Annotated in this window: 11 protein-coding genes; 6 read left to right on the top strand and 5 right to left on the bottom strand. The window is 67.7% G+C overall.

Annotated elements, in window-relative coordinates; translation table 11 throughout:
- Nucleotides 1-47: 47 nt before the first annotated feature.
- Nucleotides 48-4,985, top strand: a complete 4,938-nt coding sequence (locus PGN16_RS01610) for a DUF11 domain-containing protein (protein ID WP_335307652.1) — start codon at nucleotides 48-50, stop codon at nucleotides 4,983-4,985.
- A gap of 6 nt (nucleotides 4,986-4,991) precedes the next feature.
- Here the strand turns inward: PGN16_RS01610 and PGN16_RS01605 are convergent, their stop codons facing one another.
- From PGN16_RS01605 to PGN16_RS01595, 3 genes are read right to left on the bottom strand one after another with little or no spacing between them, the layout of a single operon-like run.
- Entirely contained in the window at nucleotides 4,992-5,363 is a 372-nt protein-coding gene (locus tag PGN16_RS01605; protein WP_335307651.1) for a response regulator, read from the bottom strand.
- Nucleotides 5,360-7,429, bottom strand: a complete 2,070-nt coding sequence (locus PGN16_RS01600; RefSeq protein WP_335307650.1) for an ATP-binding protein — start codon at nucleotides 7,427-7,429, stop codon at nucleotides 5,360-5,362. Before PGN16_RS01600 ends, PGN16_RS01605 begins: the two co-directional genes overlap by 4 nt.
- The gene (locus PGN16_RS01595; protein ID WP_335307649.1) at nucleotides 7,426-8,079 is read right to left on the bottom strand and encodes a response regulator transcription factor; all 654 of its coding nucleotides are present in this window, start codon (nucleotides 8,077-8,079) and stop codon (nucleotides 7,426-7,428) included. Before PGN16_RS01595 ends, PGN16_RS01600 begins: the two co-directional genes overlap by 4 nt.
- 164 nt (nucleotides 8,080-8,243) lie before the next feature.
- On the opposite strand from PGN16_RS01595, the gene PGN16_RS01590 reads away from it, so the two are divergent.
- Nucleotides 8,244-8,795 carry a hypothetical protein gene (locus PGN16_RS01590; RefSeq protein ID WP_335307648.1) on the top strand — a complete coding sequence of 184 codons (552 nt, stop codon included), beginning with the start codon at nucleotides 8,244-8,246 and terminating at the stop codon, nucleotides 8,793-8,795.
- 45 nt (nucleotides 8,796-8,840) lie between these two features.
- Nucleotides 8,841-9,899 carry a spore coat protein U domain-containing protein gene (locus PGN16_RS01585; protein WP_335307647.1) on the top strand — a complete coding sequence of 353 codons (1,059 nt, stop codon included), beginning with the start codon at nucleotides 8,841-8,843 and terminating at the stop codon, nucleotides 9,897-9,899.
- 40 nt (nucleotides 9,900-9,939) lie between these two features.
- On the opposite strand, the gene PGN16_RS01580 is transcribed toward PGN16_RS01585, so the two are convergent.
- Nucleotides 9,940-11,310 (bottom strand): glycoside hydrolase family 27 protein, encoded by a 1,371-nt coding sequence (locus PGN16_RS01580; RefSeq protein ID WP_335307646.1) that lies wholly within the window; start codon nucleotides 11,308-11,310, stop codon nucleotides 9,940-9,942.
- Nucleotides 11,311-11,613: 303 nt separating this feature from the next.
- On the opposite strand from PGN16_RS01580, the gene PGN16_RS01575 reads away from it, so the two are divergent.
- Nucleotides 11,614-14,385, top strand: coding sequence for a TonB-dependent receptor (locus tag PGN16_RS01575; RefSeq protein WP_335307645.1), 2,772 nt, complete (start codon nucleotides 11,614-11,616; stop codon nucleotides 14,383-14,385).
- Nucleotides 14,386-14,540: 155 nt separating this feature from the next.
- Here the strand turns inward: PGN16_RS01575 and PGN16_RS01570 are convergent, their stop codons facing one another.
- Entirely contained in the window at nucleotides 14,541-16,079 is a 1,539-nt protein-coding gene (locus PGN16_RS01570; RefSeq protein WP_335307644.1) for a glycoside hydrolase family 27 protein, read from the bottom strand.
- 116 nt (nucleotides 16,080-16,195) lie between these two features.
- On the opposite strand from PGN16_RS01570, the gene PGN16_RS01565 reads away from it, so the two are divergent.
- Both PGN16_RS01565 and PGN16_RS01560 read left to right on the top strand, forming a co-directional pair.
- Nucleotides 16,196-18,571, top strand: coding sequence for a beta-L-arabinofuranosidase domain-containing protein (locus tag PGN16_RS01565; RefSeq protein ID WP_335307643.1), 2,376 nt, complete (start codon nucleotides 16,196-16,198; stop codon nucleotides 18,569-18,571).
- Nucleotides 18,568-20,130, top strand: a complete 1,563-nt coding sequence (locus PGN16_RS01560) for a family 43 glycosylhydrolase (RefSeq protein ID WP_335307642.1) — start codon at nucleotides 18,568-18,570, stop codon at nucleotides 20,128-20,130. The genes PGN16_RS01565 and PGN16_RS01560 overlap by 4 nt, the downstream gene beginning before the upstream one ends.
- The last annotated feature ends 173 nt before the right edge of the window (nucleotides 20,131-20,303 follow it).

Below are 20,303 nucleotides of genomic sequence, written 5' to 3'. Positions count from 1 at the left end.
CCACCATCCAACCCGGCGCACCCCCGCGCGCCGGGCAGGGACCCTGCATGCCCGTCGCCCGCGTCCGATCACTGCTGGCCTATGCCCATGCGCTGGTGATCGCGGCGCTGTGCCTGCTCGCCGCCGCGCCCGCCACGGCGCAGACGACGCGCATCGCCAACACCGCGCAACTCTCGTTCGGCGCACCCGACGCGCGCGCCACGATCGCGTCGAACACCGTGACGCTCGATGTCGACCGCACCCGCCGGCCGTCCGCGCTCAGCTTCCGCCTGCCGCCGGTCGGCTATCAGTTCAGCGGGATGCGCTGCGACACCGTGCCGGAACTGCGCTTCTCGCCCGCGCCGATCGACGCGGCCGATCTCGCGCGCGCCGCGCCGCTGCGGACCATCGACACGCGCCAGCCGATGATCATCGTGCTCGACGCGCCCGCCGACAACCACGACCCGGCGGTGCGCGAGACCGATTACATTGACGTCGACACCGACCGCGGCACCTACAAGCTGCCGCTCTTCGAAACCGGCGCGAACACCGGCGTGTTCGCTGGCGGGGTGCCGCGAAGTGGCGACAACCCCGAGCTGGCGGCCTGCGACCCGACGCGCTCGCGCACCCCGAAACTGCACATGTCGTTTGCGGGCAATGAATTCAGCGATGCCAGCGAGGCGATGCTGCTGGTCGACCCGGCCGGCTACCTCTTCGATTCCGCAACGGGCGCGCTGATCGACGGGGCGGAGGTGTCGTTGCTCGACGCCGACGGCAACCTCGCCACCGTCTATGGCGACGACGGGATGAGCGCCTATCCCGCTACCGTCATCAGCGGCAGCTCGGCGCGCGACGCCAGCGGTCGCCTTTATCCGTTCACCACCGGCAATTACCGCTTCCCGCTCGTCGCGCCCGGCACCTACCACCTGCGCGTCGTGCCGCCGGGCAAGTACACCGCGCCCTCGACCCGCGACCGCGCCGACCTCGCGACGTTGCGCGATCCCGGTGGCAAGCCGTTCCTCATCAACGACGCGTCGTTCGGCGCACCGTTCACGATCGACTCGCCCGAACCCTTCTATTCCGACATCCCGCTCGACCGCAGCGGCGAAACGGTGCTGCTGCTCACCAAGACCGCTTCGACGCGCGAGGCGTCGCCCGGTGACATCGTCCAGTATCGCGTCACGCTCACCAACCGCGGCGACATGCCCGCGCGCAATGTCGCGGTCATCGATCTGCTGCCCGCCGCGCTACGCTATCAACCCGGCTCGACGCGCGGTGCGGCGGAACCGGTCCGCGGCAGCGACGCGCACAAGCTCGACTTCGTCATCCCCGAGATCGCGCCACGCGCCACCGCCGAGCTGCGCTACACGGTCACGATCGCGATGGGCGCGACGCCCGGCGAAACCGTCAACCGCGTATTGGCCAGCGGCAGCGCGGGGGTCACCGGCAACCAGGCCGCGGCGGCGATCCGCGTTCGCCCTTTGCTGTTCAGCGACGGCTTTACCGTGATCGGCCGCGTCACCGAGGGCGCGTGTGGTGATCCGGCGCAGGGCCGGCGCGGCGTGCGCGGCATCCGCCTGCTGCTCGAGGACGGCACCTTCGTCGTCACCGACAAGGACGGGCTCTACCATTTCGAGGGCGTGCGCGCCGGGCGGCACGTCGTCGCGCTCGACCGCGCCTCGGTACCTGCCAGCCACGAACCCGTCGCCTGCGATGCCGATACGCGTCAGGCCGGCAGCGCCACCTCGCGCTTCGTCGAGAGCGAGGGCGGGCTGCTCAAGCGCGTCGACTTCCAGCTCCGCCCGACCGGCCGCACCGCCGCCGCCGATGCCGCGCTGCCGGTCCCGGTCCGCAGCGACGGTGCGGCGGCGGGTGCGGGCCGCGACTGGTTCGTCGGCGAGACGCCGGGGACCGCCTTCCTTTTCCCCACCGCCGACCACAACCCGCGCGCCCCCGCGATCCGCGTCGTCGTCAAGCATCGCCCCGGCCAGCGCGTCGCGCTGACCATCAACGGCGTCGCCACCGACCCGCTCGCCTTCGACGGCACCGACACCGACACGACGGACACGATCGCGATCGCGCGCTGGTCTGGGGTGCCGGTCGTGGCCGGCGACAACCGGCTGGTCGCGCGCGTGCTCGATCCTGATGGCAAGGTCGCCACCACGCTGTCGCAGATCGTCCATTACGCCGGCGCACCGGTGCATGTCGTCGCGGTCGCCGACAAGAGCCGGCTCGTCGCCGACGGCCTCACCCGCCCGCTGCTCGCACTGCGCGCCACCGATGCGCAAGGGAAGCCGGTGCGCGCGGGGACGTTGCTCACCGTCCGCGTCGCCGCACCTTACGCGGTCGCGGAGGAGATCGCACTTGCGCAGGAACGCCGCCAGATCGCGGACGGCGCGACGCACAGCGCGCAGGTGGTCGGCGACGACGGTTATGCCTTCATCGCGCTCGAACCGACGATGCAGAGCGGGCAGGTCCGCGCGCAGATCGACCTGATCGATCGCGACACGCGCCGCACGATCGACGTCACCGGCTGGCTCGCCGCCCCGGCGCGCGGGCTGACCGTCGTCGGCTTCGGTGCCGGCACGCTCGGCTTCGACACGCTGCGCCGCCACGGCGAACCGCTGGCGCGAGGCCGCTGGGTGCACGACGGGCAGCTCGCCTTCTATGCCAAGGGCCGGATCAAGGGATCGTGGCTGGCGACGCTCGCCTATGACAGCGACCGCCAGCGCGACCGCACGCGCGGGCTGCTCGGCACGATCGACCCCGACCGCTATTACACCGTCTATGGCGACGGCACGCGCCAGGGCTATGACGCGCCCACCGACCGCAAATTGTACCTGCGGCTGGAGCGCCGCGACGTCTATGCGTTGTTCGGCGATTACGAGACCGGGCTCACCGCGACGCGGCTCGGGCGTTACAGCCGCACGCTGAACGGCGTGAAGGCCGAATATGACGGCCGCCGCCTGATGTTCAGCGCCTTCGCCGCGCACACCGACGAGCGTTATGCGCGCGACGAGATCCCCGGCAACGGCCTGTCCGGCCCGTACCGCCTCGCCGCGCGCGACATCGTCCCCAACAGCGACAAGTTGCGCATCGAGGTCCGCGACCGCTTCCGCCCCGAGCGGGTCGTCACCACGACGCCAATGACGAGCCACATCGATTACGACATTGACACCGGTGCGGGCACGATCCGCTTCCGCGAGCCGGTGCTGACCCGCGACCCGAGCCTCAACCCGGTGGTGATCGTCGTCGACTACGAAACCTACGGACGCGGCCGCAAGAAGGTCGCGGGCGGCCGCGGCGCGGTGCGGCTGGCCGGCGGCAGGGTCGAGGTCGGCGCGACCGCGCTCCACGACGAGACCACCGCCACCGCCGACCTGCTCGCGGTCGACCTGCGCGCGCGGCTGACCGGCACCACCGAGCTGCGCGCCGAGGCGGCGAGCGGCGGGCGCGGCGGGCTCGACGCCGGCCGCGCGTGGCTGGCCGAGGCCGAGCATCACGGCCCACGCGCCGACGTGCTGGTCTATGCCCGGCAGCAGGATCGCGACTTCGGCGTGTCGCAGCAGAATGTCGTCGAGGCTGGCGCGCGCCGCGTCGGCGTCGACAGCCGCGTGCAACTCGCACCGCGCCTGTCGCTGATCGCGACCGGCTGGCACCAGCAACAGCTCGACGGTCCCGAAACGCGCACCGCGCTCGACACACGGCTCGAATTCCGGCGCGATCGTGGCACCGTCTTCGCCGGAACCCAGCTCGCCAGCGATCGCGGCGTTACCGGGCGTGACCGCAGCTCGCATTTGCTGACACTGGGCGGGACGCAAGCGGTCCTCGACGGCAAACTAACGCTCACCGGCCAAACGCAATTCGCCCCGGGTGGCGACAACGACAGCCGCGACTTCCCCGCCCGTCACCAGCTCCTCGCCGGCTACCGGCTGACCCCGAACGTGCGATTGATCGGCGGCTATGAGGTCGCGCCGGGTGTCGCGCGAACCGGGCGCGTCGGGCTCGACGTCGCGCCGTGGGCTGGCGGCAAGCTATTGACGACGCTCAATCAACAGGCGTCCGGCGACGAGAATGCCCCGCGGCTGTTCGCGCAATATGGGCTCAGCCAGTCGCTGCCGATCGGCGCGCGCTGGATCGTCGACGCCTCGCTCGACGCCAGCACCACATTGCGCGGCCACGCCGATCCTGCGACCACGCTCACCCCCTTCGGCGCGCTCGCCCCCGGCATCACCGTGCAGGACAATGGCGGCGGAGATTATACCGCAATTACAATGGGTGCCAGCTATCGCGCGCCGCGCTGGTCGTGGAACGGACGCGGCGAATATCGCGCCAGCACGCAGGGCAACCGCTTCGGGCTGACCACCAATTTATTGCGTCCGCTGGGTGAAGGCCGCTCACTCGCGCTCGGCGTACGCTGGTACGGCGTCGGCAACGCCTCGTCACTCACCGCCGATGCCGCGCTGGCTTGGCGACCGATCGACAGCCGCTGGTCGATTCTCGAGCGTTTGCAATGGCGTGACGATCGCGCCGGCGCGGGCACCATCGCCGCCAACGTGCTGGGCATCGCGGCGGGCGGCGATCTGTTCCAGGCGACCCGCCGCGCGATCCACAACATCGCGATCAACTATCGCAGCGGCGCGGAAGGCAGCGGCCATGGCCTTGAAATGACGCTTTATCACGGCATCAAATGGGTGCGCGGCAGCTTCGGCCGCGACGATTACACCGGCCTGACGCAGATCGTCGGCGCGGAGGTCCGCCGCGACCTCGGCGCACACGTCGACCTCGGGCTTCAAGGCTCGATCCAGCACGGCATCACCAGCCGCACGCTGGCGTTCAGCGCCGGCCCGAACATCGGCGTGTCGCCTGTCCGCGACCTGTGGATCAGCGCGGGCTACAACGTCAGCGGCTATCGCGACCGCGATTTCGCGCAGGACCGCTACACCCGCCGCGGCCCGTTCGTGACGCTGCGGCTGAAGCTGGACCGCAACGCCGCGCCGCGGTGACCTTGCCTACGACAGCAAGGCGCGCACCTGCGCCGCCAGCGTAAGCGGTTCGAAAGGCTTGACGATCACGCCCACCGCCCCGGCCGCGCGCAACGCCGCCAGCTCGTGCTCACGGCTATGCGCGGTCATGAAGATCACCGGCAATCCCGGCGCGATCCGGCGCAGCGCGGCCAGCAGCGCCGGGCCGTCCATCCGCGGCATCGCCACGTCCAGCAGCGCCGCGTCGAACGCCGATCCCGCCTCCGCCGCTGCGAGCGCCTCCTCCGGCGAGCCGACCGCGACCATCGCGATCGCCGGGTCCAGCGTCAGCGACAGTGTCACGATCGTGCGGATGTCGGGGTCGTCATCGACGAACAGCAGGCGGAGCGAACCGGTCATCGCCGCTCGCCCAGATCGCGCAGCACCAACCGGACGGTCTCGACGATCGCCGCCAGATCGTGCCGCCCCTTGACCATGATCGCGCTCGCCCGTCGTGCGATCGCCGCCGGCACCTCAGCATCGGCGAGCAGGATCAGAGGGATAGGCCGTCCGCCGCGATCGACCAATTCGGGCAGCAATGCCGCGGCCTGGCCGTCGGGCAGGGATGGATCGAGCAACACCAGTGCCGGCTGCCGCTCGCGCAAGCCGATGCGGGCCTCGTCTGCTCCACGGGCGCAGACCGTGGCGGCGACATCCTCCAGCGCCACGGCCATCTCCTCGCAAAGCTGGTGGTCGTCATCGACGTGCAGGATCAGCGGCAGTCCCTCCGTCCGCTCCGCCACACCGGCACCCGTCGGCAACAGGGGCAGGTCGAACGCAAAGCAGGTCCCGCCACCCACGCGATCCTCGAACCAGATCGTGCCATCCATCCGCCGGACGATCTCGCGCGCGATCGCCAGTCCCAACCCGGTCCCGCCCGAGGCGCGCTGCGATTGGAAGCGATCGAACAGGCGCGAGCGCAGGTTGGCCGGCACGCCCGGGCCCTGATCGTCGACGCTGACCCGCGCCCGCCCCATCGCCAACTCGGTCCGTACCGTGACGGTATCGCCCCGCGCCGACGCATGAATGGCGTTCGACAACAAATTCGTCACCACCTGCAGCAATCGCCCGGCATCGCCCGCCACCATCACCGGCGCGGGTGCGACCATATCGACCAACGTTACGTCGTGCCGACGCGCCACCCCTTCGCCGTCGAGCGCGGCTTGCGCGGTGATCGTGCGCAGGTCGAGCGGTACGCGCGCGATCGTCAACTGACCGCTCTCGATCCGGTCGATGTCGAGCATGTCGTTGATAAGCCGGATCAGCCGCCGCGCATTGTTGTCGGCAATCGCGATCAGGCGTTCCGCCTTCGCCGGCCATTCTCCGCCCGCTCCGCCCGCCCGCAGCAGCGCCAGCGACCCGACGACCGAGGTGAGCGGCGTCCGCAATTCGTGGCTGACGGTCGAGATCAATTCGTCCTTGGCGCGCGCGATCCGCAACCGGTCGGATGCGTCGCGCAACGAAAGGACGAGCCGGTCGCCATCCGGCCCGTGCATCACCCCGATCGCCACGTCGACCGGCACCTCGCGTCCGTCGCGGCGCCGCGCGACCTGATCGGGGAACACGCCGCGCGCCGATCCCGCGCCGAACCGAGCGCGCAGGTCTGCGCCGCCCGCGCGCGGGGGGAGGATCGTGGCCAGATCACGACCGTCCAGTTCCGCCGCGGTATAGCCGAGCAGGTCGTAACCGGCGGCGTTGATCGTCTCGATCGTCCCGCTGGTCGTGACGATCAGCAGCGTGTCGGTGGTGCTCGCGAGGATCGCCGCATGACGGGCGGCCGCTTCCTGCGCCGATCGGGCCGCGGCATGACGTTGCGACTGCGAGCGCCACAACGCCATGACGATTCCCAGGAGTATCAGGCTGACGAGCGCGCCGACCACCTGGAGCAATCGGTGACTGTCGTCGCGATGCTGACGGAACGAGGCCGAACGCTCGGCGCTGCGTTCCCGTTCGGTCGCGGCGGCGCGCGCCACTGCATCCCGCAGCCCGTCCATGATGCGTTTGCCGTGCCCCGATGCGACCTCGCGCCGCACCGCCCCGCGCCGGCCGTGGTCGAACAGCGCAATCGTATCGTCCAGTTCCGCAAATTTCGCCGCGATCGCCGGGCGCAGCGAGCGGCCGACCGGTCCCGCCTCGACCAAAAGCCGCGCCGCCTCCGCGCGTGCTGGGGCATAAGGTGCGAGGAACGCACGATCTTCCGTCAGCAACAGCCCGCGCTGCGCGGTTTCGGCATCCTTTACCGCCGACAGCAGCAGCAACAGCGCCCGTTCACGCTGGAACGAACGTGCCGCCTCCGCCTGCGCCTCCAACGATCGCGCATGTTCGACACCGGTCCAGCCGATCAGCGCCGCCAGGATTGCCGGCGTCAACGTCGCGATCAGAATGAAGCGCCACCGCGACGGCGGACCGAGTGGCGCGGCGCTCACGGCTCCGTACGGCCGATCAACGACCGGGCGGCGAGCAGCGCCTGTGCGCGATTGCTGACGCCCAGCTTGCGGAAAATCGCGGTCAGATGCGCCTTGATCGTCGCCTCGGTCACGCCGAGGTCGCGCGCGATCTGCTTGTTCGCGCGTCCGTCCGCCAGCGCCAGCAACACCCCGCGCTGCGCATTGGACAAGGACGTCAACCGCGCGAGCAGATCGTCCAGCTCCACCGCGCCGCCCGTCGCACCCGGCGGGAAGATCCGCTGCCCGCCGTCGACGCGTCGCAACCGGTCGGCGAGATCGTCGAGCGGCAGACTTTTAAACAGATAGCCCGCCGCCCCGACCGCGCGCGCAGCCTCCACCAGCCGCGGCTCCTCGCTGGCGGTGACCACGACGATCGGCGTCGTGGGGGCGTACATCTGCAAGGTCAGCAAGCCGGAGAAGCCACGCGCGTCCGGCAAGTGGAAGTCGAGCAAGATCATCCGCAACGGCGTCCGTTGCGCCAGCGTCCGCGCCTCCGCAATCGATCCCGCTGCCATGATCGACACGCCGGGCAGCGCTGCCCGGGCCGCCATCGCCAGCCCCTCGCGAGTCAGCGGATGGTCGTCGGCGATCAAGGCGCGCCCTCCGAGCCTGCGTTCGTCTTCTGCCATGCCGTTGTGGTTGCAGTTGTTATCGCTATCGAAGATTGCGACCCGTTCGCCGGCTGTCCAGTGGCGATTGCCACCAAAGTACAACTATCATAGCAACATAGGCCAAGATGCTTGTACTGATTGACACCATTGCGGATGGTATCGCCGATCTACCCGCCATCGCCGTGCGACACGGCTGGCCGCATCGGTCCTGCGCTGCCGCCGATGTCGTCGCGACCGGAGACGACATCCTGCTCCACGCGGCGGATGGTGTTAACGCGTCGGACACCGCCCGCCTGCTGCTCGCAAGCGCTGCGCCGACCATCGCGCTGGCATCGGCGGACTGGATCGCGACGACCGACTGGAGCGCGCACGGCTATGTCGCCGCCGTCGATCGCAATCGGCTCGCGGCGGACCTGCCAGGGAACGTCACCGACTGGAGCCATGCGGCACGGCTCGCCACGATCGACCGGCTTGCCGGAACGTTCGGCAAGGCGCCGGTCGCGCGGCTCCTGGATGGCTTGCGTGGCGCATTGGAGCAGATGCTCGATGCCCCGCATGACATGCGACTCACGGCCGCGGCGCATCGCATCGCCGGCCTGGCCGGGACACTCGGCTTTGCGGCGCTGGGGCGGCATTGGCTGCGCGTCGCCGAGTACGGACACGCCCCCGATGCCGCCACCCGCCGCGCGACCGCCCATGCGCTCCTCACGCTCGATCGCGCAGAGAACGTTTAGCTTAACAGTATCTTAGCCCTTCTCGCCGTAACGTCGCGACCTGCCATGTCCCGCGCCATCCCGTCACCATCGTCGAACCTGTGGCGCGCGCTCCTGCTCACGTTGGCCGTGCTGATGGGCACGATCGGCGCGACGCCGGCGATGGCGGCCGCGTGCACCGCCACCACGCTGACCACGACCGATCTCGGCAGCTTCTCACCCTCGGCCATCGCCACCTCCGGTGCGGTGCCGGCGCTGCGCAGCCGTGCCGGGCTCGTCTGCACGCCGGGCCTGCTGAAGGTGCTGAGCGGAAATTACATCAAGGCGACGTTCCAGAGCCGCAACGCCTTGAAGCTGGCTTCCGCCACCGCTGGCGCGCCGACGCTCTCTTATGTGCTCTCGGCCGACCCCAACAACACCGTGCCGATCGCACAGAACGGCACGATCGATTATATGCAGGGCGATCTGCTGAACCTGCTCGGGTTGCTGGGCGGCACCTCCGCCGACCTGCCGTTCTTCGTCCGCCCCCTCGCCACCGCCGCCTTGCCCGAGGGTGTCTATACCGATCGCCTGACGATCAAATGGGACTGGTATCTCTGCCAGGGTATCGGTGCGCTCGGTGCATGTATCCTGGGATTGGAGAAGGACACCGCCACCACCGTGGTCGACATCACGTTGACCGTCGCCGCACGCAAACTGGTGCTCACCGCCAGCAGTCGCACCACCTGGGATCCGGTGAACGGCAGCACCTTCCCCAAGGCGGTACCGGGCGGCAAGCGCCGCGTCAGCGTTCAGCTCAACAACCCCGACATCGTCGCAACCGACGGCAACGTCACGGTCGTGATGCCGATCGCACCGCGCCAGACGCTTGCGCTCGACGGCGACGGTATCTCCGCCGGGCTCGTCACCTTCACCGTCACGCCATCGGGCGGCGCAGTGGCGCTTGCTTACGACGGGCCGGCAAGCGCGAGCGACGACGTGGACTTTTCCGCCGATCAGGGGCTGACGTGGAATTACATCCCCGGTCCCGGCTCCGTGCTGGCGAATGCGGTCCGCTTCCGCCCGCGCGGCCGCGTACCGGCGGGTACGACACTGGACTTCTCCGTTCCGGTGACGGTGCGATAGTCGGATACGCCGTCGCACCACGACGAGCGACCGCGACATGCTACACGATCAGACGATATAACGCTGCCCCGTGAACGGGCAGTTCCGCCGCGATCCGCCCCTCCGCCTGACCCACGTCACGCCCGGTCCACAGATCGCGAACGCGAACGCGCCCGGTGATACCGAGTTGATCGAGCCCGATCGCGACCTCCCGCGGCTTCTTCCCGGGGTTCAGCTTGTCGCCGGGATGGAATAGCGCGACGTAACGGTCCTCCGATCCTTCCGCGCGGGCGGACCAGATCCTGGTACCCCATTGCACGTCGTGCGCGCGATTGTCGGTCGAATGCTGATTGACCGCAAGAACCTCACGATTGGTCAAGAGCGCCAGGGTCGGCGCGTCGAGGTGGCGCAGGTCGCCACCCATGATCAGCGGTGAACGGGCGATCGCCCACAGCGTCATCAGCGTACGCTGCTCGTCGGGGGTGAACCGGGTATCGCGTTCGCCCAATGCCAGCCGGCCGAGCGGCAGCATGTCGGCATCCGGCCACGCGCCCGGCCGACGGTAAGGCGTCCAATTTTCGAGCCGTGCGAACTGCGCCTCCAGCATCGGCCATTCGTCCCACAGATCGTCGGCGATGCGCCACATCTGGGCGTGGCGAGACACGTGAGCGCCCTGATGCAGCGGCGCCTCTCCCGGCGAACAGCTAAGGATGATCGGCCGCCCGCAGCGCATGATCGCGGCATGGATCGCCTCCACTTCCGCCGCCCGCGTATCGTAGGGATAGCTGAGATCGTCCACCTTGATGAAGTCGAGCCCCCAGGAAGCATAGAGGCGAAAGACGCTGTTGTAATAGGCCTGCGCCCCCGGCTTCGACATGTCCACGCCCCACATATCGGGATTCCAGTGACAGGGGTTGTTGCGATCGGCGATGTCCGCCGCCCGGTAGGGCGTGCCTTCGATGGGCAGGTTGCGCTCCACCGCCAGCCGCGGAATGCCGCGCATCAGGTGGACGCCGAATTTCAGGCCCAGCGCGTGGATACGATCGGCCAGCGGCCTGAAGCCCATGCCACCGCGGCTCGACGGAAAGCGATTGGGCGCCGGAAGGAGCCGGCCGTATGCGTCGAGGGTCGGCTGAGGCGTGGCGCTATAGTCATAGCTCGACGCCTTGGGTTCGTACCATTGAATGTCGATCGTGAAGATGTCGTAGCCGAACGGAAGCAGCTTGGCAGCCATGATGCCCGCCGTTTCCAGTGCCTGCGCCTCGTTGATCGTCGTGGCGAAACTGTTCCAGCTATTCCAGCCCATCGGTGGGCGCAATGCGAGCGTCGAACCTGTCGCCGCCAACGCAGCGTGAGACGTCGCCATTGCCGCCACGCCCGCTGCTGTTCCGCCAACCAGCGCCTCGCGCCGGCTGATGTTGATGGCGTCCATGTATCCCTCCCCTTCTTCCGGCGATGCACGAATCGAAAGAAGTCGCCGTTGATGTCCAACAAGTTAGTGGGGCACCCAGGACGCAGGAAAGCAGATAATTTCGTTAGTTATCAAAGGAATGAAATTATTATGCGAAATTTATGCGTCGTTATTGCCTAAGATAACTCGGACATATATGATCTTGTCGGCGTCGAGATAGTCGAGCCAACAAGGAGGGGGTTTATGAAAGCTGCATTGCTTTGCGGCGCGGTGTTCTTCGCCTGCGTTTCGTCGTCTGCACTAGCACAATCCAACGCGAATTCAGTGGCAGACACCGGCACGCCGCTGGCCGACACGCCCGCGCAGGTGCAGGCACCGTCGGAACAGGCGGCTGCGGACGATATCGTGGTCACCGGTATCCGCAGCAGCCTTCGCTCATCTGTGGCAACGAAGCGCAACGCCGAAAACATCGTCGATTCCATCTCCGCCGAAGACACCGGCAAATTCCCCGACAACAACGTCGCCGAATCGCTTCAGCGGATCACCGGCGTCGCGATCGACCGTTCGGGCGGTGAAGGTCAGTTCATCACGGTTCGTGGGCTCGGGCCGGAGTTCAACACTGTCCTCGTCAACGGGCGCATCATGGCGACCGACAACGACGGCCGTGAGTTCTCTTTCGACGTTCTCTCATCGAACATGATTCAGCGCACCGACGTCTACAAGTCGTCGCTGCCACAATTGCAGGAAGGCGGCATCGGCGCGACCGTCAATGTCGTCACGGCACGCCCGCTCGACGGCAAGTCGGGCCTGCATGTCGCCGCAGCGGCAGGCGGCATCTACGACGGCCTCGCCAAGAAGCTGAGCCCGGACGTGTCGGGCGTCATCAGTTGGACGAACGAGGACAAGACCTTCGGCGCCTTGCTGTCGGCATCCTATACCGACCGCAAGAGCCAGCGCGACTTCGTCGATCTCAACGGCTGGATCTTTGGCCCAGAAGGATTGATCAACGGCTCGGCCAGCTCGACCGGGCTGGGCGCATCGTCGCTCGTCACGCGCGACGGTATCCACACCCCGCGCAACCTGAACTTCAACCGCGAAGCCAACGATCGCGAGCGCATTAACGTATCAGGTTCGATCCAGTCGCAAATCAACGACAACCTGCTGCTGACCGTCGACGGCCTCTACTCGCGCTTCAACGTCACCAGCACGAACCGCTTCTTCGGTATTTTCTACACGCCGCGCTTCATCGGCCTAACGACCGATGCCAACGGCACCGTAACTGGCTTCAACCGCCCGGGCTCGCAGTTCCTTGCGGCCAATCCCGCGCTGACCGACCCGTCGTTGAAGGACGATCGCGTGACGCTGTCGCAGAACGACAACATCGTGACCGGGCAGAAGCGCAAGACGGAGAGCTTCCAGATCGGGACCAACCTGGCCTGGGACGTCAGCGACCGGATGCAGCTGAAGTTCGACGCCTCGGCGACGCAGGCGACGCGCAACCAGCCGCGGTACTTCCTCGTCGTCGGCTCGCTCGCGCAGACCTCGCCGCGTTTCGATCTGACGCCCGAAAACGATCTGCCGACCGCATCGAACCTCGGCCCGATCACCGATGCCAGCCTGATGCGGGCGCACTACGGCCTGAACGAGTTCGTGCGCGTCAAGGACAAGGGGCTCGAGTTCCACGCCGACGGCACGTACAAGGTCGACAGCGGGATCGTTAAGTCGCTGATGTTCGGCGCGGCCTACAATCAACGCCGCAAGACCCGCACGCTGGCCGACAATGCGGATTCGGTCTGCACCTATTGCGGCTATGACGTGCCGATCCCGACCAATCTGGTCACGCCCTACACGCTGGATGGCTTCCTGACGAAGGCGTCGGGCAGCGACAAGGTGCCCAGCAAGTTCTTCACCTTCGATCCGGCGGCGGTGTTTGCCTATATCTCCCAACCGTCGGTGCTCGCCACGCCGCGGCAAGGACGTACCGCAGCGCAGCAGGCCGCCGAGGCGGCACGCGTGCAGGCGCTGGCAGGTGGACCATACGGCCTGCGTGCTCGTCCCGCACAGACGCTCGACGTGCAGGAGAAGGTCGTTGCCGGCTACGTCAACGCCAACTTCGGCGGGGACAATTGGTCGGGCAATGTCGGCGCGCGCTTCATTGACACCCGCGTCACCTCGCGCGGGTTCGGGCAGCAGGTGGTCAGCATCTTCGTCAATCCCGGCGACGACAATCTGAACTTCACCTTCGGCGCGCCCCAGGCGATCAAGGTCGACAACCACTATTCCGACCTTCTGCCCTCCGCGAACCTCAAATATGAGCTGACGTCGCGGATGTTCCTGCGCGCTGCGGTATCGAAGACCGTCACGCGCCCGACGCTGACGTCTCTTGGTGTCGACAACAGCTATTCGGGACGGATCACCGCGGCGACGTCAGGAGGCGGGAACCCGCTGCTCAAGCCGTTCCGGTCCACCAATTACGACCTGTCGTACGAATATTATCTCAACGACATCAGCTATGTCAGCGTGTCGGGCTTCTACAAGTCCTTCACGAACTTCCTCGAAAGCCAGACGCTGCCGGTCGCCTTCGCGGGCTACACCTTCCAGGACACGCGTACCCGCAACGGGCAGACCGGTTCGATCGCCGGTGTCGAGATCGGCGGCCAATATGCCCTCGACAAGCTGCCCGGCGCGCTGTCCGGACTCGGGGTCGCGGGCAATTACACCTACGTGACCAGCAGCGTCGATCGGGGCAGCAGCTCCAGCAACACGCAATGCGGCTACAACGGTCTGTCGCCGCATTCGGCCAACGGCAGCGTGTTCTACGAGAAGTTCGGCGTTCAGGCGCGCGTCTCGTACAATTGGCGGTCGTCGTTCCTGCGGCAGTGCTTCGGGGCGGCGTCGCGGCCTGAAAACCGCGCCGCTTACGGTCAGCTCGATGCCAGCCTTGCGTATGACATCACGCCGGAGCTGCAGGTGTATGCACAGGGGGTGAACCTCACCAGCGCTTATGTTCACGACTATTCCGTGCTCGAGGAGCGGTTCCTGCTGCTCCAGAACACCGGCGCCCGTTACCTGTTCGGCGTTCGGGCGCGCTTCTGACGACCTCCCCTTCCCTCCCCGGCGCCCGCCGGGGAGGCTTTTTTTTTTCTTCAAGGCGACCTTCGAAGGCTTATTGTAGCTCCGGCAGGTCCTGCTCGGTGAGCGTTTCGAAGGAAGATCGCGCCTGACGTTTGTAGCGATGGCTCAGGTAAGGCTCAGCTCGCCCCTCTTGCACGCAAGAAGACGGTGCCATGCGCCGGGACGGTGAACGAACGCGCGGACGGATCAATGTCGGTCGCCCGCCATATGTCCCGGAGGCCGCCGATGCGCGTCAGGCCGATTTCGTCGGGCGCCAGCGTCATCGTGACGGGCTCCGTGCCGCGATTGAACAGCGCGATCGCCATCCCCCCGTCCGAGAGCCGCTTGGTCCAGATCTCCTGCCGCCCCGACACGATCGCTGCCTTGCCCTGTACGCCCGCCGGGTCCTGATCGATCGCGATCGCGTCGCGGTTCGACAGCAGCGCCAGCGCCGCCGGGCTCGTCGTGCGCAGGTCGTGCCCCATCATCAGCGGCGCCGCCGACATCGCCCACAGGGTCATGTGCGTGCGATATTCGTCGTCGCTCATCCCGCCATTGCCGATCTCCAGCATGTCGGGATCGTTCCACCCGCCCGGACCGGCATGGCCGAAGCGCGGGTTCCGCTCGAAGCCGATCTCGCTCATCTTTGCATAATCGTCGGTGATGTCGCCGGTGGTGCGCCATAGATGGCCGCCGACCGATCGCCCCCATGATGCGACATCGAACCGCCCGTATTCGCACAAGGAATAGATGATCGGACGCCCGGTGGCCTTCAGCGCGGCCCCCATCTGGTAATAGGTACGCCGAACGGTGTCGGCGTCGGCATGTTGCCACTCGCCCGAACAGAGATCGTATTTGAGATAGTCGACGCCCCACCGCGCGAAGGTCCGCGCATCCTGCTCGACATGGCCGTAACTGCCCGCGTAGCCGGCGCAGGTCTTCAAGCCCGGCGAACTGTAGATGCCGAGCTTCAGCCCGCGCGCATGGACGTAATCGGCCAGCGCCTTCATGTCAGGAAACTTGGCATTGGGACGCAGTTCGCCGTCCGCCCCGCGTTCGCCCTGCCAACCGTCGTCGATGTTGACGTAGCGATAGCCGGCGTCGCGCAAGCCGCTCGACACCATGGCGTCCGCCATCGCACGGATCGTGCGGTCGTCGATCTTCTCGGCGAACTTGTTCCAGCTACTCCACCCCATCGGCGGCGTCGCGGCAAGGCCGTCGGGCGCGATCGTGCCCAGCGGCGGCAGCGGCACCTCACGATGCGCCAGCGCTGCGGCGCGAGCCGCGCCGACCGGCTTCCCAGTCTGCCGCACCTCCGAGAACCACACCCCGCCGGTCAGCACGACCCCCGCCGGCGTCAGCCGCGCGGTCCAGCGTCGAACGGGCGCATCGGGCGTATTGATGTTGCGGATGTCGAAGCTGACCTCGTTGCCGCTCCGCACGATATTGCGCATCGGCATCGTCCCGTACCAGTCGGAGGTAAGCTGGCCTTCCCATCCGCCGCGCGTGTGCGTCAGTTCGAGCAGCCGCACGCCGGGCCGCGGTTCGCGCTGATCGAACGCCACGCGCAACGTCCCGCCGGTCGCCGGCAGCACCGTCGTGGCCCCACGCGCCAAGGCGGGGAGCGACGCCAGCCCCGCGACCAGCAGCGCGAACGCGATCGAATATCTGTGCATCATGCCTCTCCGTTGGGCCGACGACGTGCCGCGCCTCGACAGAATCGTTTGCCAATCCGCTAATATCGTATACGGTTTATGTCCGAGTAATGAAGAACATCAAGAGGAGGATTCTGATGCCGGCCCTCACCCGCCGCTCGCTGATGACCGGGAGCGCCGCGCTGGCGATGGCGACCGCCGTGCCGCGGGCATTGCACGCCGCCTCCCGTGCTCGCCTGCCGGCGCACGCCGCGCCGCTGCCGCTCTCGGACGTGCGACTGTCGGCGTCCGATTTCGCGACCGCGGTGGAGGCCGATCGCAGCTATCTGCTCGAACTCAGCGCCGACCGGCTGCTCCACAATTTCCGCAAATATGCCGGGCTGGAGCCCAAGGGGGAGATCTACGGCGGTTGGGAGAGTGACTCGCTCGCCGGCCACACGCTCGGCCATTATCTGACCGCGCTGGTGCTGATGCATCAGCAGACCGGCGACGCCGAATGCCGCCGCCGCGCCGACTATATCGTCGCCGAACTGGCCGAAGCGCAGGCGAAGCGCGGCACCGGCTATGTCGGCGCGCTCGGCCGAAAGCGGAAGGGCGAGAGCGCGATCGTCGATGGCGAGGAAATCTTCCCCGAGGTGATGCGCGGCGAGATCCGCTCGGGCGGGTTCGACCTCAACGGCTCGTGGTCGCCGCTCTACACGGTGCACAAACTGTTCGCCGGGCTGCTCGACGTCCATGCCGGCTGGAGCAATGCGCAGGCGCTGACCGTGGTACTCGGGCTCGCGACCTATTTCGAGCGCGTGTTCGCTGCGCTCAACGACGAGCAGATGCAGCAGGTGCTGGGCTGCGAATATGGCGGGCTCAACGAAAGCTACGCAGAACTCTATGCGCGCACGAAGGACCCGCGCTGGCTGGCAGTCGCGCGGCGCATCTACGATCGCCGCGTGCTCGATCCGTTGGCCAATCAGGAGGACAAGCTCGCCGGCTTCCATGCCAATACGCAGGTGCCGAAGCTGGTCGGGCTGGCGCGGCTGTACGAGCTAACCGGCGATCAGCGGTATCGCACCGCCGCGCAATTCTTCTGGGACCGCGTGACCAAGCACCACAGCTACGTCATCGGCGGCAATGCCGATCGCGAGTATTTCTTCGGCCCGGACCGGATCGCGCGCAATCTGAGCGAGGCGACCTGCGAGCATTGCAACACCTACAACATGCTCAAACTGTCGCGGCAGTTGTTCGCGCAGACCCCGGACGGCACCTATTTCGACTATTACGAGCGCGCGCACCTCAACCACACGCTGTCCCAGATCAACCCACGCACGCGCGGCTTCACCTATTTCACCCCGATGCTGTCGGGGGCGGCGCGCGACCATGCGCCGGCCGGTCAGGAAGGCTTCGTCTGTTGCGGCGGCAGCGGGATGGAGGCGCACGCCAAGCACGGTGACTCGATCTTCTGGGAGGGCGACGGCATGTTGCTGGTCAACCTCTACATCCCCGCGCAGGCGCAATGGCGCGCACGCGCCGCGACGCTGACCTTGGCGACCGGCTATCCTTACGAGCCCGAAGCGCGGCTGACCTTCGCGACGCTCGGCAAGCGCGGACGCTTCCCGGTCGCGCTGCGCGTGCCCGCATGGGCGGCAGCCCGCGAGCAGATCACCGTCAACGGCGAACCGGTCACCGCCGAGCACGCCGGCGGCTATGCGATCGTCGAGCGCCGCTGGAAGGCGGGCGACACGCTCGCGATCACGCTCCCGCTGGAGCTGCGCACCGAGGCCGCACAGGGCGGCGGGCCGGTCGCAATCCTGCGCGGCCCGCTGGTGCTCGCAGCCGACATGGGGCCGGCGGAGACGCCGTGGCAGGGCGTCGAGCCGGCGCTGGTCGGCGACAACGTGCTCGCCGCCTTCACGCCCGTCGTCGGCGCGGCGGGAACCTTCGCCACCAAGGGGGTCGGCCGCCCCGGCGACCTGACCTTCGTCCCCTTCTACCGCCAGTACGAACGCCGCAGCGCGGTCTATTTCCGAGAGTTCACCGAGGGCGAATGGCGCAAGGAGGAAGCCGCCTTCCGCGCCGAACAGGCGCGGCAGCAGGACGTCGCCGCACGCTCGATCGACGTCATGCATTTCGGCGAGATGCAGCCCGAACGCGACCACAATCTCGAAAGCGAGCAATCGTGGCCGGTCAGCTATCGCGGCCGCAATGGTCGCGACGTGCGCTCGGGCGGCTATATGGCGTTCACGCTCAAGGCGCGGCCCGGGCCGCTGGTGCTGCAGGCGACCTATTGGGGCGACGACAGCAACCGCGGCTTCGACATTCTGGTCGACGACGTGAAGGTCGCCAGCGAATTGCTGAAGGGCAGCGCGCCCGGCCGCTTCATCGACATCGACTATCCGCTGCCGCAGGCGTTGACGCGCGGCAAGTCGTCACTGCGCGTCCGCGTGGTGCCACATCAGGGGCAGACCGCCGGCCCGATTTTCGGGGCGCGGCTGCTGGCCGAAAAGGAGGTCGCAAAGTGAACCGCTTCCTCCTCGCCGCCGCGCTCGCCGCAATCCCTGCCGCGCTGCTCGCGCAGGATGGTTTCCCCGTCGTCGCGCCGGGCAACCCGATCCTCGCCGACGGCCGCTATTATTCGACCGATCCTGCGCCGTTCGTCGATGGCGACACCTTGTGGATCCTCGCCGGCCGCGACGAGGCGCCGCCGAACGTCAACGACTTCATCATGAACGAATGGCAGTTGCTGTCGACGAAAGACCCCGCGTCGGGTCACTGGCGGCACTATCCGTCGATCGCGCGGCCGGAGGCGGTGTTCGCCTGGGCGGAGCCCGGCCGCGCCTATGCGGGGCAGATCGTCAAAGGCTTCGACGGCCGCTATTACCTGTATGCGCCGGTGCTGGAGCGGAACAGCGACGCGCCGGATCGGTTCGCGATCGGCGTCGCGGTCGCCGACCGGATCACCGGACCGTGGCGCGACGCGCATCCGTCCGGCCCGATCATCTCGCAGCGCGTCGGCGTTCCCAACACCATCCAGAATATCGACCCCACCGTGCTGATCGACGACGACCAGCGCGTCTATCTCTATTGGGGCACCTTCGGACAATTGCGCGGCGTCGAGCTGGCGCGGGACATGCTGACGCCGAAAGGCCAGGCGGTGACCGTGAAATCGCTGACCGGCTTTTTCGAGGCGCCGTGGCTGATGAAGCGCAAGGGCACCTATTACATGCTCTATGCGGGTAACAATGCCGGGCCGAATTCCGCCTGCACCCCTGCGGTCTATCATGCCTGCATCGCCTATGGCAGCGCGCCCTCGCCGCTCGGGCCGTGGACCTATCGCGGGGTCGTGCTGCCGCCGGTCAGTTCCACCACCGACCATTCCGGCGCGGTCGAGTTCAAGGGCCAGTGGTATCTCACCTACCACACCGCCGATGCGGTCGGCGGCGGTCATTTCCGCCGCAGCGTCGCGATCGACCGGATGGCGTGGGACGACAGCGTCACCCCCGCCGCGATCCGCCCGATCACGCCCACGCGTCGCCCGCGACCACCGGCTGCCCCCACCCGCAACATCGCCGCCGCCGCCCACGCCGCCGCGTCGAACGAGCCGATCCCGCTGCAATATTGGATCAAGTCGCTCAACGACGGCATCGTCAAGGACAACCCGCTTCCCCCCGACCTGTGGGGTAGCTGGTCACCGGACAATCCGCCGCAGCAATGGATCGAATATCGCTGGCCGACGCCGGTGACGCTGGAGGGCAGCCGCATCCGCTTCTGGGGCGACCATCCCGCCGGCGCGAACGAGGGCGTCGCCCCGCCACGCGCCTGGCATCTCGAATATTGGCAGAACGGATGGAAACCCGTGCCCGGCGCCAGCGGCTATGGCGCCGGCGTCGACGGCTGGCAGGCGATACGCTTCCCGCCGATCACCACACGCTGCCTGCGCGCGGTGTTCGACGCCTCCGGCCGCGCCGGCAAATATGCCGGCGTCGCGGTGCAGGAATGGGAAGCGCTTGCGCCGCGTGCGTCGGTGCCGGCCAAGGCCAAGCCGCCTGTCGCGCCTGCCTGCGATCGCTCCGCCGGCTAGCCTCAGCGAAAGGCGAAGACCGTCGCCGCTCCCGAGGGGTGGAGCTTGGGAAATGCCTTCACCCCGGCAGGCTGCTCCGTGCCCTGTGAACCGGCACCTGCCTCCACGGCTCGCACGGACCGCATGACGCGGCGAACGCCGGGGAACGACCCGGCGTCTTGAATCACAGCAGG

This window comes from Sphingomonas phyllosphaerae, from assembly GCF_036946485.1.
GTDB classification, from domain to species: domain Bacteria; phylum Pseudomonadota; class Alphaproteobacteria; order Sphingomonadales; family Sphingomonadaceae; genus Sphingomonas; species Sphingomonas phyllosphaerae_E.
The sequence above is the reverse complement of the archived record's forward strand: the minus strand, read 5'-3'. Positions and strand labels throughout refer to the sequence as shown.

What these genes read in the sequence shown, in the direction of transcription:
- PGN16_RS01610 (WP_335307652.1), top strand. Translation starts at nt 48, where the DNA reads ATGCCCGTCGCCCGCGTCCGATCACTGCTGGCCTATGCCCATGCGCTG.
- PGN16_RS01605 (WP_335307651.1), bottom strand. Translation starts at nt 5,363, where the DNA reads ATGACCGGTTCGCTCCGCCTGCTGTTCGTCGATGACGACCCCGACATC.
- PGN16_RS01595 (WP_335307649.1), bottom strand. Translation starts at nt 8,079, where the DNA reads ATGGCAGAAGACGAACGCAGGCTCGGAGGGCGCGCCTTGATCGCCGAC.
- PGN16_RS01585 (WP_335307647.1), top strand. Translation starts at nt 8,841, where the DNA reads ATGTCCCGCGCCATCCCGTCACCATCGTCGAACCTGTGGCGCGCGCTC.
- PGN16_RS01580 (WP_335307646.1), bottom strand. Translation starts at nt 11,310, where the DNA reads ATGGACGCCATCAACATCAGCCGGCGCGAGGCGCTGGTTGGCGGAACA.
- PGN16_RS01570 (WP_335307644.1), bottom strand. Translation starts at nt 16,079, where the DNA reads ATGCACAGATATTCGATCGCGTTCGCGCTGCTGGTCGCGGGGCTGGCG.
- PGN16_RS01565 (WP_335307643.1), top strand. Translation starts at nt 16,196, where the DNA reads ATGCCGGCCCTCACCCGCCGCTCGCTGATGACCGGGAGCGCCGCGCTG.